This is a genomic window from Pseudomonas sp. FG36, assembly GCF_057809275.1.
The window spans coordinates 41667-55432 of sequence record NZ_JBMDJQ010000004.1 but is presented as its reverse complement, the minus strand read 5'-3'; the positions used below and the strand labels follow the sequence as shown (position 1 = coordinate 55432).

At 63.0% G+C, this 13766-nt stretch carries 13 protein-coding genes; 7 read left to right on the top strand and 6 right to left on the bottom strand.

All coding sequences use genetic code 11. The features are described from left to right. Positions 1–12: 12 nt before the first annotated feature. The 4 genes from ACODS9_RS05345 to ACODS9_RS05330 form a co-directional block, all read right to left on the bottom strand. Positions 13–978: a sulfonate ABC transporter substrate-binding protein gene (locus tag ACODS9_RS05345; RefSeq protein WP_367857413.1), complete on the bottom strand. Its 966-nt coding sequence runs from the start codon at positions 976–978 to the stop codon at positions 13–15. A 95-nt stretch (positions 979–1073) separates the two neighbouring features. After that, positions 1074–1667 carry an NADPH-dependent FMN reductase gene (gene ssuE / locus ACODS9_RS05340; protein ID WP_046857521.1) on the bottom strand — a complete coding sequence of 198 codons (594 nt, stop codon included), beginning with the start codon at positions 1665–1667 and terminating at the stop codon, positions 1074–1076. 219 nt (positions 1668–1886) lie between these two features. Further along, the gene (locus ACODS9_RS05335; protein WP_046857522.1) at positions 1887–2525 is read right to left on the bottom strand and encodes a peroxiredoxin; all 639 of its coding nucleotides are present in this window, start codon (positions 2523–2525) and stop codon (positions 1887–1889) included. Positions 2526–2689: 164 nt separating this feature from the next. Further along, complete coding sequence (locus ACODS9_RS05330; protein ID WP_023632432.1) at positions 2690–4033, bottom strand: OprD family porin; 1344 nt, start codon at positions 4031–4033, stop codon at positions 2690–2692. Between the two features lie 501 nt (positions 4034–4534). On the opposite strand from ACODS9_RS05330, the gene tauA reads away from it, so the two are divergent. The 4 genes from tauA to tauD are packed head-to-tail and all read left to right on the top strand — an operon-like array spanning position 4535 to position 8017. Then, positions 4535–5506, top strand: coding sequence for a taurine ABC transporter substrate-binding protein (gene tauA, locus ACODS9_RS05325; protein WP_489093441.1), 972 nt, complete (start codon positions 4535–4537; stop codon positions 5504–5506). 13 nt (positions 5507–5519) lie between these two features. Then, positions 5520–6299: a taurine ABC transporter ATP-binding subunit gene (tauB, locus tag ACODS9_RS05320; RefSeq protein ID WP_046857525.1), complete on the top strand. Its 780-nt coding sequence runs from the start codon at positions 5520–5522 to the stop codon at positions 6297–6299. Continuing rightward, positions 6296–7135, top strand: a complete 840-nt coding sequence (gene tauC / locus ACODS9_RS05315; protein ID WP_489093440.1) for a taurine ABC transporter permease TauC — start codon at positions 6296–6298, stop codon at positions 7133–7135. Before tauB ends, tauC begins: the two co-directional genes overlap by 4 nt. A gap of 48 nt (positions 7136–7183) precedes the next feature. Beyond that, positions 7184–8017 carry a taurine dioxygenase gene (gene tauD / locus ACODS9_RS05310; protein ID WP_489093439.1) on the top strand — a complete coding sequence of 278 codons (834 nt, stop codon included), beginning with the start codon at positions 7184–7186 and terminating at the stop codon, positions 8015–8017. 109 nt (positions 8018–8126) lie between these two features. Here the strand turns inward: tauD and betT are convergent, their stop codons facing one another. Together betT and epsC are read right to left on the bottom strand one after the other, a co-directional pair. Then, positions 8127–10088, bottom strand: coding sequence for a choline transporter BetT (gene betT, locus ACODS9_RS05305; protein WP_172670945.1), 1962 nt, complete (start codon positions 10086–10088; stop codon positions 8127–8129). A gap of 256 nt (positions 10089–10344) precedes the next feature. Then, positions 10345–11283: a serine O-acetyltransferase EpsC gene (gene epsC / locus ACODS9_RS05300; RefSeq protein ID WP_046857529.1), complete on the bottom strand. Its 939-nt coding sequence runs from the start codon at positions 11281–11283 to the stop codon at positions 10345–10347. Positions 11284–11529: 246 nt separating this feature from the next. Between epsC and tcyJ the strand changes: the two genes are divergently transcribed. Genes tcyJ through tcyN form a run of 3 tightly spaced genes read left to right on the top strand, consistent with a single transcriptional unit; the run spans position 11530 to position 13764 of the window. Continuing rightward, complete coding sequence (tcyJ, locus tag ACODS9_RS05295) at positions 11530–12336, top strand: cystine ABC transporter substrate-binding protein (protein ID WP_023630289.1); 807 nt, start codon at positions 11530–11532, stop codon at positions 12334–12336. Further along, the gene (gene tcyL / locus ACODS9_RS05290; RefSeq protein ID WP_046857530.1) at positions 12333–13001 is read left to right on the top strand and encodes a cystine ABC transporter permease; all 669 of its coding nucleotides are present in this window, start codon (positions 12333–12335) and stop codon (positions 12999–13001) included. The genes tcyJ and tcyL overlap by 4 nt, the downstream gene beginning before the upstream one ends. 1 nt (position 13002) lies before the next feature. After that, the gene (gene tcyN / locus ACODS9_RS05285) at positions 13003–13764 is read left to right on the top strand and encodes an L-cystine ABC transporter ATP-binding protein TcyN (RefSeq protein WP_401107506.1); all 762 of its coding nucleotides are present in this window, start codon (positions 13003–13005) and stop codon (positions 13762–13764) included. Positions 13765–13766 lie beyond the last annotated feature (2 nt).

Below are 13766 nucleotides of genomic sequence, written 5' to 3'. Positions count from 1 at the left end.
CAGGCGAAACGTTCAAGGCGCACTGGCGACCTTGGCCGGGGGTGTCCAGATCACGTCCTTGATGCTCAAGGGCTTGGGAATCAGCTTCAGGGCCTGGAAGGTGTCGGCAATCTTCTGCTGTGCGGCGATCACTGCCGGGGTCAGCGGCGCGGCTCCGTAGCCTTGGCGCTTGACCGAAGTCAGGGTGATGTCGGCAGGCAGGCCGAGCAGCGGCGCAACCTGGTCGGTGACCTGCTGCGGATTGGCCTGGGACCATTCGCCCACGGCGCGCACCTCTTCAACCAGCGTGTTGATCACCGCCGGGTGCTGGGTCGCATAGCTGCGGGTGGCGAGGTAGAACTGGTGATTGTCGACCAGATCCTTGCCGTCACGCAGGGTGCGTGCCTGCAACTGTTGCTCGGCGGCGGCCTGGTACGGGTCCCAGATCACCCAGGCATCGACACTGCCGCGCTCGAAGGCGGCGCGGGCATCGGCCGGGGGCAGGTAGACGGGCTGGATATCGGTGTACTTGAGACCGGCGTCTTCCAGGGCACGCACCAGCAGGTAATGCACGTTGGAACCCTTGTTGAGGGCGACTTTCTTGCCCTTGAGTTCCTTCACCGACTGGATCGTCGACCCCTTCGGCACCAGGATCGCCTCACTGTGTGGAGCTGGCGGCTCATAGGCGACGTAGAGCAGATCGGCGCCCGCGGCCTGGGCAAATACCGGCGGCGTTTCGCCGGTCACGCCGAAGTCGATGGAGCCGACGTTGAGCCCTTCGAGCAGCTGTGGACCGCCGGGGAACTCGGTCCATTGCACGTCGATGCCCTGTTCCTTCAGGCGCTTTTCCAGCGAGCCCTTGGCCTTGAGCAGCACCAGGGTGCCGTATTTCTGGTAACCGATACGCAGGCTCTCGGCCTGGGCTTGGCTGATGGCGCCGAAGGACACAGCCGCCGCGAACAGGGCGACCAGACCACGACGCAAGAAGACTGTGCGCATGGCGCTCTCCTGTGCGAGTTGGGTTCGGGTAGCACCTGCTTGCCTCGTTGGCGGGCGAGTAAGGTGGGGACAGCGATGGAGCGGTCAAGCCTGGTTCAGATACTCCAGCGGGCACTGATCAGGCGTTCGTTGAGCACGCCGGGGGCGACAGGTTGGGGCCGGCGCGCCATGGCGCTGTGGAATGTTTCCAGCGAATCCTGCAGGCGCTGCTCCAGGGCAGCGGCCAGTTGCGCGGGTCGGGTGCCCTCACCGTAGGCAATCTGGCTGTCGTCGGCGAAGATCCCTTGCAGGGTCTCCTGCGCCTTGAGGGCCGACAGCACGGGTTTGAGCGCGTAGTCCACGGCCAACATGTGGGCGATGCTGCCACCGGTTGCGATCGGCAATACCACCTTGTGTTCCAGGGCCCGCTCGGGCAGCAGGTCGAGCAAAGTCTTCAAGGCCCCGGCGAAGGACGCCTTGTACACCGGGGTGGCCACCACCAGGCCGTCGGCCTGGGCTACAAGTTCGTTGAAGTGGCGCACCTGCGGGCTGTCGAAACGGGCATGCAGCAGATCCTCGGCGGGAAACTCACGCACCTGGAAGGTCACCACTTCGACGCCCCGCTCTTGCAGCCAGTCGCGCGAGCGTTCTAGCAGCACGCCGGAGCGTGAACGAAGACTGGGGCTACCACCGACAGAGACAACCAGCATTGAAAGCGCTTCCTTCGATTCGATTGCAGGGCCGCGAGGGGTTGTCCCCGCTGGATGTAACGACATTAACAGCTCGTCACATATACCTATAAATCATATTTTTTCATTTGTTTATTCCATTTATGAATTTTTGACTTGTTGTAGCCACGCAATAAAAAAGGGCCGTCGAAACGGCCCGAAGATCCCTGCTTGGCTAAGAGCAATGCAACGAGGAATGCTTCAACGATTGGGTTGCGGGGTCAGCCGCAGATAGGGTTTCACCGCTCGATATCCTTTCGGGAAACGACGTTTGATTTCATCTTCGTCCTTGAGCGAAGGGACGATCACTACCTCATCGCCGTCCTGCCAGTTGCCCGGCGTGGCGACCTTGTAGTTGTCGGTCAGCTGCAGCGAATCGATCACCCGCAGGATCTCGTTGAAGTTGCGCCCGGTACTGGCCGGATAGGTAATGGTCAGGCGCACCTTCTTGTTCGGGTCGATGACGAACAGCGAGCGCACGGTCAGGGTGTCGCTGGCATTGGGGTGGATCAGGTCGTACAGGTCGGACACCTTGCGGTCGGCATCGGCGATGATCGGGAAGTTGACCACGGTGTTCTGCGTCTCGTTGATGTCGTCGATCCACTTGTGGTGCGAGTCCACCGGGTCCACCGACAGGGCGATGGCCTTGACCCCGCGCTTGGCGAAATCATCCTTGAGCTTGGCGGTCAGGCCCAGTTCGGTGGTGCACACCGGGGTGAAGTCGGCCGGGTGGGAGAACAGCACGCCCCAGCTGTCGCCCAGCCATTCGTGGAAACGGATCTTTCCGGCGCTGGAATCCTGTTCGAAATCGGGGGCGATATCGCCGAGTTTGAGGCTCATGGAAGCGGCTCCTGTGCTGTGTCTGGCCTTGTGGGTTCAATGTGCCTGCTTCCGAATAAAAATAAAAAGAATAAATATCGATTTATTTATAACCAGATTGCATACGGATTCGCAGACACAAAAAAGCCTCGCACAAGGCGAGGCTTTCTTTGTGCAGCTACGACTTACATGAAGGCGTAAGTGTAGTTGACGATGAAGCGAGTCTGGTCCTGGTCTTTGGTGAACTCGCTGGTCGAGCCACCGCTGCCACGGTACACGCCTTGGCGCAGGCTGAAGCCCAGGCCTTTGAAGGTGCCTTGCTGGATGGTGTAGTCGACGCGAGCGTCACGCTCCCACTCGTTGTAGGTGCCGTGGCCACTCTTGTAGCGAATGTCGTCACCACGCAGGTAGGCGACGGAAGCCTTCAGGCCTGGTACGCCCAGCGCAGCGAAATCATAGGAGTACTGACCGAAGTTGGTGTTCTCGCCAGCACGAGCGAACTGGTTGATCATGCTGTCGGTGAACAGGTAGAAGCTGGAACCGCCAGCGCCTTCCGAAGTACCGCTGTCGTTTACCAGGTTGCCCTGGCCCATCCAGACGAAGCCGCCATCGTCGCCAACTTGCTGGCGACCGAGCATCAGCGCGTGGCCACCCAGGGTGTAGGTGAACATGGCCGACCAGGTCTTGTTGTCGACCTTGCCGGTGTTCTTGGCGTAGCCGCCGTTGTTGCTGAAGTTGTAGGTGGCGTCGTGGCCGTTCTTGCCGTCGCTGCTGCTGTCGAAGTAGCGCAGGTCGGTCTTGAACGACTGGTCGTCAGCGATCTTGAAGACGTGGGTGGCGCCCAGGAAGTGCTGCTTGTAGAAGTCTTCCAGGTTCGAGTAGTAGTACTGCAGGGTCAGGTCTGGAGTGAGCTTGTAATCAAGGCCACCGTAGCGGAACTTGTTGCTTTCGGCCGTGGCGCCTGCCACGGACAGACCGGTACGGTTGCTCGAGGCACGACCCATGGCGTGAGTCAGCTGACCGGCGTTGATGGTCAGGTTGTCGATTTCCTTCGATTGGATGGTGCCACCCTCGAAGGTTTGTGGCAGCAGACGGCCATCGTTGGAGACCAGAATCGGCAGGTTCGGCGCGAGAGCGCTACCGAAGTGGGCTTCGGTCTTGGAGAAGCGAGCCTTGGCATTGGCACCGAAACGGGCCCACTGGTCTGCGGCACCTTTACCGTCATCCGGGAAGAAGCCACCTTTGTGATAACCCTTGCCGCCGTCCAGACGGATACCCCACAGGGCCTGGGCGTCAACACCGAAACCGACGGTGCCCTCAGTGAAGCCCGAGATGTAGTCGAGCTTGAAGCCCTGGCCAGACTCACGCTGATCCGGGCGAGGGTTGCCGTGGGCTTCACGGTTATCGTTGTTGAAGTACATGGTGCGCGAGCTCAGGGACAGCTTGCTGTCCTCGACGAAACCTGCAGCGCCTGCTTGTTGGGCGAGAACCCCCAGTGCCACGGCCAGAGCCAGGCTGGACTTGTACATGTTTTGCTCCTCTACGTTCTAATTTTTGTGCGTCTCAAGCGGCGGAGTCTGCTGCCCCACTCACCCGGATTGGCGATTTAGCACTAAAGCGTGACCGCCAAGTCAATCGCTAACGATCGATTCGCGACTTTGGTCTAACCCGTCGATCTGCGCTACAGGATAATGACAATCCTATAAATCCAAAATGACCGTTTTATGAATCTGTAAGATTTTTACGGAATAACATCGGAACCATTCCTACAAATCGTTGTATCGACGCCGTCAATCATACCTTTAGGTTATGTGCAAACGTTTGCAGGGGTGGCGACCGACGGCCTCCCGTCGGAACCGATCAAGCCTAGCTGGCTTGGCAGATTCCGCCACCAGCACTGCCGCCCCACACGGGCAGGGGTCAGAGCGATTGGCTTTTAAGCTAATTCTAAAAAGTTATTTATTTCATATTTCTTAGATCATCTAGTCTTCTCGCCATCTATCCCCGAATGCCTGACGAGAGGTTCAACCATGATCCCGCATGCTCCGCTGCGCCTGTTCGCCGCCCTGACCCTCGCCAGTGCCAGCTGGCTGGCCCAGGCCGCCGACCTGACCGTTGCCTACCAGACCACCGTCGACCCGGCCAAGGTGGCCCAGGTCGACGGCACCTATGAAAAGGACAGCAAGGCCAGCATCGACTGGCGCAAGTTCGACAACGGCGCCGATGTGATCACCGCCGTTGCCTCGGGCGACGTGCAGATTGGCTACCTCGGCTCCAGCCCGCTGGCCGCCGCCGCCACCCGCAAATTGCCTGTGGAAACCTTCCTGATCGCCACCCAGATCGGCGCCGGTGAAGCCCTGGTCGCCCGCGACAGCATCAAGACCCCGCAGGACCTGGTGGGCAAGAAAGTCGCCGTGCCGTTCGTTTCCACCGGCCACTACAGCCTGTTGGCCGCGCTGAAGAGCTGGAACATCGACCCGTCGAAAGTGCAGATCCTCAACCTCGCGCCACCGGCGATCATCGCTGCCTGGAAACGCGGCGACATCGACGCCACCTACGTCTGGGACCCGGCCCTGGGCGTGGCCAAGGAGAACGGCAAGGTGCTGATCACCTCCGGCGAGCTGGCCGAGAAAGGCGCGCCGACCTTCGACGCCTGGATCGTGCGCAAGGACTTCGCCGCCAAGCACCCGGAGATCGTCAAGTCGTTCGCCAAGGTCACCCTCGACGCCTATGCCGACTACCGCAAGGACCCGCAAGCCTGGCTGGCCAACAAGGACAACATCGCCAAGCTGGTCAAGCTGTCTGGTGCCAAACCCGCCGATATTCCGGTGCTGCTGCAGGGCAACGTCTACCCACTGGCCGCCGACCAGGCCAGCGCACTCGGCGCACCGACCACCCAGGCGCTGACCGATACCGCGACCTTCCTCAAGCAGCAGGGCAAGGTCGATGCCGTGCTGCCGGACTACGCGCCCTACGTCAGCGCCCAGTACCTGCCCAACTGATCCGGAGCCCGTCATGGCCTTGCTCGAGCTGGAGCGCATCAGCGCACAGTACCCCGGCGCCACCACCCCGGTGCTGGCAGACATCAACCTGAGCCTGGGTCCGCGCCAGCTGCTGGTGGCCCTCGGGCCTTCCGGCAGCGGCAAGACCTCGCTGCTCAACCTGATCGCCGGCTTCGTCGCCCCCAGCGGCGGGCGCATCACCCTCGATGGCGCACCGGTGCAAGGCCCGGGCGCCGAGCGCGGCGTGGTGTTCCAGGACGATGCCCTGCTGCCCTGGCAGGACGTGCTCGGCAACGTCGCCTTCGGCCTGGAGTTGGCCGGCGTGCCGCGTGCGCAGCGTGAAGCCAAGGCGCGTGAAATGCTGGCGCTGGTCGACCTGGCCGGCTTCGGTGAGCGGCGTGTGTGGCAATTGTCCGGCGGGCAGAAGCAGCGCGTGGGCCTTGCCCGGGCGCTGGCCGCCGACCCGCGAGTGCTGTTGATGGACGAACCGTTCGGCGCCCTCGATGCCTTTACTCGCGAACAGATGCAGGAGCTGCTGCTGCAGGTCTGGCAGCGCACCGCCAAGCCAGTGTTCCTGATCACCCACGACATTGAGGAGGCGGTGTTCCTCGCCACCGAGCTGGTGCTCCTGGCGCCCAATCCGGGGCGTGTGGTCGAGCGCCTGCAACTGGACTTCGGTCAGCGCTACGCCGCTGGCGAGTCGGCCCGGGCGATCAAGTCCGATCCACGCTTCATCGAAACCCGCGAGCACGTGCTGGCGCGGGTGTTCTCGCAACGTCAGGAGTCCGCATGAGCAGTATCGAATTGCCAGCCGCCGCCAAGCAGGCAGCCCGGACGCCACCTGTCGTGAAAACCCGCAAGCCCTTGCCGACCCGCTGGATCAGCGCACTCACCCTGGCCTCGCTGCTGTTGGTGTGGTGGCTGGTTACCGCCGCCGGCTGGATCGAGCCGCTGTTCCTGCCCTCGCCCGCCGATATCCTGGCCAAGGGCTTGACGCTGCTCACCCAGGGCTACATGGACGCCAGCCTGTGGCAGCACCTCGGCGCGAGCCTGGGGCGCATCGGCCTGGCGCTGCTGGCCGCCACCCTGACCGCCATCCCGGTGGGCATCGCCATCGGCTACAACCGCGTGGCCCGCGGCATCCTCGATCCGCTGATCGAGTTCTATCGACCGATCCCGCCGCTGGCCTACCTGCCGCTGATCGTCATCTGGTGCGGCATAGGCGAGCTGTCGAAAGTGCTTTTGATCTACCTGGCGATCTTCGCCCCGATTGCCATCGCTACCGCTACCGGCGTGCGCACCGTCGACCCCGCCAAGCTGCGCGCGGCGCAGTCGCTGGGCGCCAGCAAAATCCAGCTGATCCGCCATGTGATCCTGCCTAGCGCACTGCCCGACATCCTCACCGGCATCCGCATCGGCCTCGGTGTGGGCTGGTCGACACTGGTCGCCGCCGAGCTGATCGCCGCCACCAGCGGCCTGGGCTTCATGGTGCAGTCAGCGGCGCAGTTCCTGGTCACCGATGTGGTGGTCCTGGGGATTCTGCTGATCGCCCTGATCGCCTTCGCCCTGGAGATGGGCCTGCGCGCCCTGCAGCGCAAGCTGGTGCCCTGGCACGGCCAGAGCCATTGATCACCGAATGACCACGCCGGCAACCCGGCACCTGCAACGAGAAACCACATGAGCCTGACCGTTACCCCCTTGAGCCCGGCACTGGGCGCGCAGATCAGCGGCGTGGACATCAGCCGCGACATCACTGCCGAACAGCGTGACGCCATCGAGCAGGCGCTGCTCGAGCACCAGGTGCTGTTCTTCCGCGACCAACCGATCACCCCCGAGCAACAGGCGCGCTTCGCCGCCCGCTTCGGCGACCTGCATATCCACCCGATCTACCCCAATGTGCCGGAGACACCACAGGTGTTGATCCTCGACACCGCAGTCACCGACGTGCGCGACAACGCCGTGTGGCACACCGACGTGACCTTCCTGCCGACCCCGGCGCTAGGCGCGGTGCTCAGCGCCAAGCAGTTGCCGGCCTACGGTGGTGACACTCTGTGGGCCAGCGGTATCGCTGCGTTCGAGGCGCTGTCGGCGCCGCTGCGCACGATGCTCGACGGCCTGACCGCCACCCATGATTTCACCAAGTCGTTCCCGCTGGAGCGTTTCGGCACCACGCCCGAGGACCTGGCCCGCTGGGAGGCGACCCGACGCAACAACCCCCCACTGTCGCATCCGGTGGTGCGCACGCACCCGGTCAGCGGACGCAAGGCGTTGTTCGTCAATGAAGGTTTCACCACGCGGATCAACGAATTGAATGAGCAGGAGAGCGAGGCGCTGCTCAAGCTGCTGTTCGCCCATGCGACGCGGCCGGAGTTCAGCATTCGCTGGCGTTGGCAGGAAAATGACGTGGCGTTCTGGGACAACCGCGTGACGCAGCACTTTGCAGTGGATGACTACCGGCCCAGCCGGCGGGTGATGCATCGGGCGACCATCCTGGGGGATGCGCCGTTCTGAAAGATCGAGGGGAGGCCTTTGGCCTCCTTTCGCTGGCAAACCAGCTCCCACAGGTATTGCGACAACCCTGTGGGAGCCAGCGAAAGGGCCGCAAGGCGTCCCCAGCGATCTACCTGACCAGATGCAGGTACTGCATGTGCCGCTCGTACTGGTCGAGGATGTCGTTGATGATCTGTTCCTTGCTGTAGCCCACCAGGTCGTAGTTCTGGCTGCCCTCGGACAGGTGCACCTCCGCACGGTAGTAGCGGCGGTTCTTCAAGTCCTGGGTGCCCAGCCCGCCCAGGGCGAACGATGGCGTGAAGTAACCGCGCATCTGCACCTGGTAGATGAACGGCTGTTCCTCGCCATGACCGATCTTCAGGCTGACGTTGTCGTGGCTCGGGTCGTCCTGGGTGATCAGCACCAGGCCCTTCTGCTCGAACACCTCGCGCACTTCGGCAATGGCCGGGCGCACCACGTCGTCCATGAAGCGATACACCTCGTCCCGAGACGGGAAGTGCACCGCCTGGCTCAGACGCTGGCGCCAGCCGCCGCGCCCGCGCCGGGATTGGGCGAACGGCGCCAGCGAATGCATCTGCGCGATCTGCCGCTGGCTTTCCAGGTAGAAGGCCTTGTGCAGCCCCCACATCATGCACAACAGGATCAGCGAGAACGGCAGCGAGGTCAGCACCACCGCCGACTTCAGCGAATCGATGCTGCCGGCGAACAGCAGGCTGCTGGTAATCAGCGCGGTCATCGCGCCCCAGAAGATCCGCAGCCAGTTCGGGCCGTCCTCGTCGGCGCCACCGCCCTTGGCCGACAGCGTCGAAAGCACCACGGTGCCAGAGTCGGCAGAAGTGACGAAGAACACGAAGCTGATGAACACCGTCACGGCGATCACCGTCTTGCTCCACGGGTAGGTTTCCAGCAGCAGGTACAGGCTCATCGACGGGTTTTCGAGGGCTGACTGGCCGAGCGCGGTCATGCCGTGGTTGATCACCTGGTCGAGGGCGCTGTTGCCGAAGATCGACATCCACGCCAGGGTGAAGCCCAGCGGGATCAGCAGCACGCCGAAGACGAACTCGCGAATGGTCCGGCCTCGCGAGATACGGGCGATGAACAACCCCACGAACGGCGCCCAGGCAATCCACCAGGCCCAGTAGAACACCGTCCAACCGCCCAGCCAGTCGCGCTGCTCGCCGTAGGCGTACACATCGAAGCTCTTGCGCGGCAGGGCGCCAAGGTAGTCACCGAGGTTCTGGATCAGGGTGTTGAACAGGTGCTGGGTGGGCCCGGCGAACAGCACGAACAGCAGCAGCGCGCAGGCCAGGAACAGGTTGATGTCGCTCATCACCCGCACGCCCTTCTCCACCCCGGCGACCGCCACGGCCACGGCCGCGCCCATCATCAGGGTGATGAGGATCACCTGTACCCATTGGCTGTGGCTGATGCCGAACAGGTAGTCCAGGCCTGCGTTCAGGTGCAGCACGCCAAAGCCCATGTCGGCGCCAAGGCCAAATACCGTGGCGATGATGCCGAAGCCATCCACCGCGTAGCCGATCGGCCCGTTGATGCGCTTGCCGATCAGCGGGTACAGCGCCGAGCGCAGGGCCAGTGGCAGGTTGTGACGGTAGGCGAAGTAGGCGAGCGCCATGCCGACGAAGGCGAACACACCCCAGCCGTGCAGGCCCCAGTGCAGGAACAGGATCTGCATCGCCTGCCGCCCGGCCTCGGCCGTGCCCGCCTCGCCCTGCGGCGGCTGGAGCATGTGGGTCAGCGGTTCGGAGACGCAGAAGAAGAACAGCGTGATGCTGATGCCGGCGGCGAACAGCATGCCGGCCCAGGACAGGTAGCTGAACTCGGGTTCGTCATGGTCGGCGCCGAGCTTGATCTTGCCGTAGCCCGACAAGGCGGTGACCACCACGAAGACCAGGTACAGGGTCATGGCCAGCATGTAGTACCAGCCGACCGTGTTGGCCGCCCAGTTCTGCGCGGCCAGCAACCACTCGCCGGCAGCCTGGGGCTGGGCGATGACGATCAGGCCGAAAATGAGGATGAAGCTTGCCGCGAAATAGAACACGGGGGGGTTCATGCGGATCTTGCCGTTGGCAAGGTCGGGGGTCGGTGCACTCATTGAACGGGCACCTCGTCACGGGACGTGAGGTTCGGATTGAACGGGTTCAGCAAAGGCGATTCCTCCTTTTGAACACCGGCAATGGACCAGCGTTTTTCGTTGAACAAGCGTTCAAGTTAAACATGGATTGGATTTCAATGCGACCCGATGCCGCTCCAGGGCGTGATCGAGGTGGGGGCGGGAAGTCCCGCCGCCACGCCTCATAAGCCTTGAGCTAGAGGGCTTTCTTACCCTCGCAATCCAGCTGCAGGTTCGCCTGGGTAATGTTGCTGTCAGCCGGCACGCTGCGGGTCAGCCAGACATTGCCGCCAATGGTCGAACCCTTGCCGATGGTGATCCGCCCGAGGATGGTCGCGCCGGCGTAGATCACTACGTCGTCCTCGACGATCGGGTGCCGCGCCAGGCCCTTGTGCAAGGTGCCGGACTCGTCGCTGGGGAAGCGCTTGGCGCCCAGGGTCACCGCCTGGTAGATGCGCACTCGCTCGCCGATGATCGCGGTCTCGCCGATCACCACGCCGGTGCCATGGTCGATGAAGAAGCTCGGGCCGATCTGCGCACCGGGGTGGATGTCGATGCCGGTGGCCGAGTGCGCCAGCTCCGAACTGATCCGCGCCAGCAGCGGCAAGCCGGCTCGATAGAGGTGGTGGGCCAGCCGGTGGTGGATGATCGCCAGGATGCCCGGGTAGCACAGCAGCACCTCGTCGACGCTGCGCGCCGCCGGGTCGCCGTGGAAGGCGGCAAGTACGTCGGTGTCCAGCAGCACGCGCAGCGCCGGCAGGGCCGCGGCGAAATCCTGGATCAGGCGCAGGGCGTGGGTATCGACATCGACCACATCGGTCTTGCCATGGCGCGCCGCGTAGCGCAGCTCCAGACGGGCCTGGGCCAGCAGCGCGGTGAGGGCGGCGTCGAGGGTGTGGCCCACATAAAAGTCCTCGCTTTCCTCGCGCAGGTCCACCGGCCCCAGGCGCATGGGGAACAGCGCGCCGCACAGCTGCTCGAGGATTTGCCGCAGCGCCTCGCGCGACGGCAGTTCGCGCCCGCCCTGCTCGCCGCTGCTGCGGCCATTGCTGCTGCGCCACTGCTCGCGGGCGTTGCGCAGGCCACTGACGATACCCTGCAACTGCCAGTGCCCGGTTGATGGTTGTTCGCTCACGGTGTTTCTCCTGCCAGGCGGCTTTCTCGGTATGCATACGCTCCTACAAGGAGGTGCAAAACACGATACGTCAAATCTGCCTCTTGGAAAAAACAACGCTTTATTCCATCCTGAGCTAAGTCGGGTATAAGCCGCTGCAATTTGCAGTTTGGGAATAACAACCTGATTTTTTATTATTTCCCGGCCTATGAAGCCCACCTCTATAGTCGCCACCTCACTACTTCCACAACAAGCGCGGGGCATGCCATGACCAAATTCGCCAAACCCCTTCTCAACGCCAGCCTGGCGCTCCTGCTCGGTGCCGGCCTGCTCGGCCAGGCCTTTGCCGGTGAGCAGTTGAAGACCATCCAGGAAAAAGGCGTGATCAACGTCGGCCTGGAAGGCACCTACCCACCGTTCAGCTTCCAGGACGAAAACGGCAAGCTGACCGGCTTCGAGGTCGAGCTGTCCGAATTGCTGGCCAAGGAGCTGGGGGTCAAGGCCAAGGTCCAGCCGACCAAGTGGGACGGCATCCTCGCCGCACTGGAATCCAAGCGCCTCGACGTGGTGATCAACCAGGTGACCATCTCCGAGGAACGCAAGAAGAAGTACGATTTCTCCGAGCCCTACACCGTTTCCGGCATTCAGGCCCTGGTACTCAAGGGCAGTGACAACGAGAAAAACATCAAGACTGCCGCCGATCTCGGTGGCAAGAAGGTCGGTGTCGGCCTGGGCACCAACTATGAGCAATGGGTCAAACAGGATGTGCCGACAGCCGATGTGCGCACCTACGAAGATGACCCGACCAAGTTCGCCGACCTGCGCAACGGTCGTATCGACGCCATCCTGATCGACCGCCTGGCTGCACTCGAGTACGTCCAGAAAACCGCCAAGGACAAGAAACCGACCGCACTCGCTGGCGAGAAATTCTCCAAGCTGGAATCGGGCGTGGCCTTGCGCAAAGGCGAACCTGAACTGCTCGACGCGCTGAACAAGGCCATCGACAAGCTCAAGGCCGACGGCTCGCTGGCCAAGCTGTCCGAGAAATACTTCGGTGCCGATGTCACCAAATGATCGCTGAAAGCCTGCAACTCGTTGTCGATTCCGCGCCCTTCCTGTTGAAGGGCGCGGGTTATACCGTGCTGCTCAGCGTCGGCGGCATGTTCTTTGGCCTGGTGCTGGGCTTTGCCCTAGCGCTGATGCGGCTGTCGAAGATCCTGCCGCTGGACTGGCTGGCGCGCATCTATGTGTCGTTCTTTCGCGGCACGCCGCTGCTGGTGCAGCTGTTCGTGATCTACTTCGGTCTGCCGCAGATCGGCATCGAGCTCGATCCGATCCCGGCCTCGTTGATCGGCCTGTCGCTGAACATGGCGGCGTACATCTGCGAAATCCTCCGCGCGGCAATCTCCTCGATCGACCGTGGCCAGTGGGAAGCCGCCGCCAGCATCGGCATGACCCGCACCCAGGCCATGCGCCGGGCGATCCTGCCGCAAGCCCTGCGCACTGCGCTGCCTCCGCTGGGCAACAGCTTCATCTCGCTGGTCAAGGACACCGCCCTGGCGGCGACCATCCAGGTGCCCGAGCTGTTCCGCCAGGCGCAGCTGATCACCGCACGGACCTTCGAGGTCTTCACCATGTACCTGGCTGTCGCGGTGGTCTACTGGATCCTCTGCAGCATCCTGGCGCACTTCCAGAACCGCATGGAAGCGCGGGTCAACCAGCACGACCAGGAGCATTGAGATGATCGTAGTAGAAGGCCTGACCAAGCAGTTCAAGGGCCAGACCGTGCTCAACGGCATCGACCTGAGCGTGCAACCCGGCGAAGTGGTGGCGATCATCGGCCCCAGCGGCTCGGGCAAGACCACCTTCCTGCGCTGCCTGAACCTGCTGGAAACCCCCGATGCCGGGCGCATCCAGATCGGCGATATCAGCATCGATGCCAACCGCCCGCTTGGCGGCCAACAGGGTGCGATCCGCCGCCTGCGCCAACAGGCCGGGTTCGTGTTCCAGAACTTCAACCTGTTCCCTCATCGCACCGCCCTGGAGAACGTCATCGAAGGGCCGGTGATCGTCAAGAAGACGCCCCGCGACAAGGCCATCGAGCTGGCCAAGCGCCTGTTGGCCAAGGTCGGCCTGGCAGGCAAGGAGGACGCCTACCCCCGGCGCCTGTCCGGCGGCCAGCAACAACGGGTGGCCATCGCCCGCGCCCTGGCCATGGAGCCGGAAGTGATCCTGTTCGACGAGCCCACCTCGGCGCTCGACCCCGAACTGGTCGGCGAAGTGCTGGAAACCATTCGCGGCCTGGCCGAGGAGAAGCGCACCATGATCATCGTCACCCACGAGATGAGCTTCGCCCGCGATGTCGCCAACCGGGTGATCTTCTTCGACAAGGGCGTGATCGTCGAGCAGGGCGAGGCCAAGGCGCTGTTCGCCAACCCGAAGGAAGAACGCACACGTCAGTTCCTGCGCAAGTTCCTCGGCACCGCCGCCGGCCAGGAGTGAAG

Excerpts from the sequence above, each read along its gene's own strand:
- ACODS9_RS05345 (WP_367857413.1), bottom strand. The coding sequence starts at position 978 with ATGCGCACAGTCTTCTTGCGTCGTGGTCTGGTCGCCCTGTTCGCGGCG.
- ssuE (WP_046857521.1), bottom strand. The coding sequence starts at position 1,667 with ATGCTGGTTGTCTCTGTCGGTGGTAGCCCCAGTCTTCGTTCACGCTCC.
- ACODS9_RS05335 (WP_046857522.1), bottom strand. The coding sequence starts at position 2,525 with ATGAGCCTCAAACTCGGCGATATCGCCCCCGATTTCGAACAGGATTCC.
- ACODS9_RS05330 (WP_023632432.1), bottom strand. The coding sequence starts at position 4,033 with ATGTACAAGTCCAGCCTGGCTCTGGCCGTGGCACTGGGGGTTCTCGCC.
- tauA (WP_489093441.1), top strand. The coding sequence starts at position 4,535 with ATGATCCCGCATGCTCCGCTGCGCCTGTTCGCCGCCCTGACCCTCGCC.
- tauB (WP_046857525.1), top strand. The coding sequence starts at position 5,520 with ATGGCCTTGCTCGAGCTGGAGCGCATCAGCGCACAGTACCCCGGCGCC.
- tauC (WP_489093440.1), top strand. The coding sequence starts at position 6,296 with ATGAGCAGTATCGAATTGCCAGCCGCCGCCAAGCAGGCAGCCCGGACG.
- tauD (WP_489093439.1), top strand. The coding sequence starts at position 7,184 with ATGAGCCTGACCGTTACCCCCTTGAGCCCGGCACTGGGCGCGCAGATC.
- betT (WP_172670945.1), bottom strand. The coding sequence starts at position 10,088 with ATGAACCCCCCCGTGTTCTATTTCGCGGCAAGCTTCATCCTCATTTTC.
- tcyJ (WP_023630289.1), top strand. The coding sequence starts at position 11,530 with ATGACCAAATTCGCCAAACCCCTTCTCAACGCCAGCCTGGCGCTCCTG.
- tcyL (WP_046857530.1), top strand. The coding sequence starts at position 12,333 with ATGATCGCTGAAAGCCTGCAACTCGTTGTCGATTCCGCGCCCTTCCTG.
- tcyN (WP_401107506.1), top strand. The coding sequence starts at position 13,003 with ATGATCGTAGTAGAAGGCCTGACCAAGCAGTTCAAGGGCCAGACCGTG.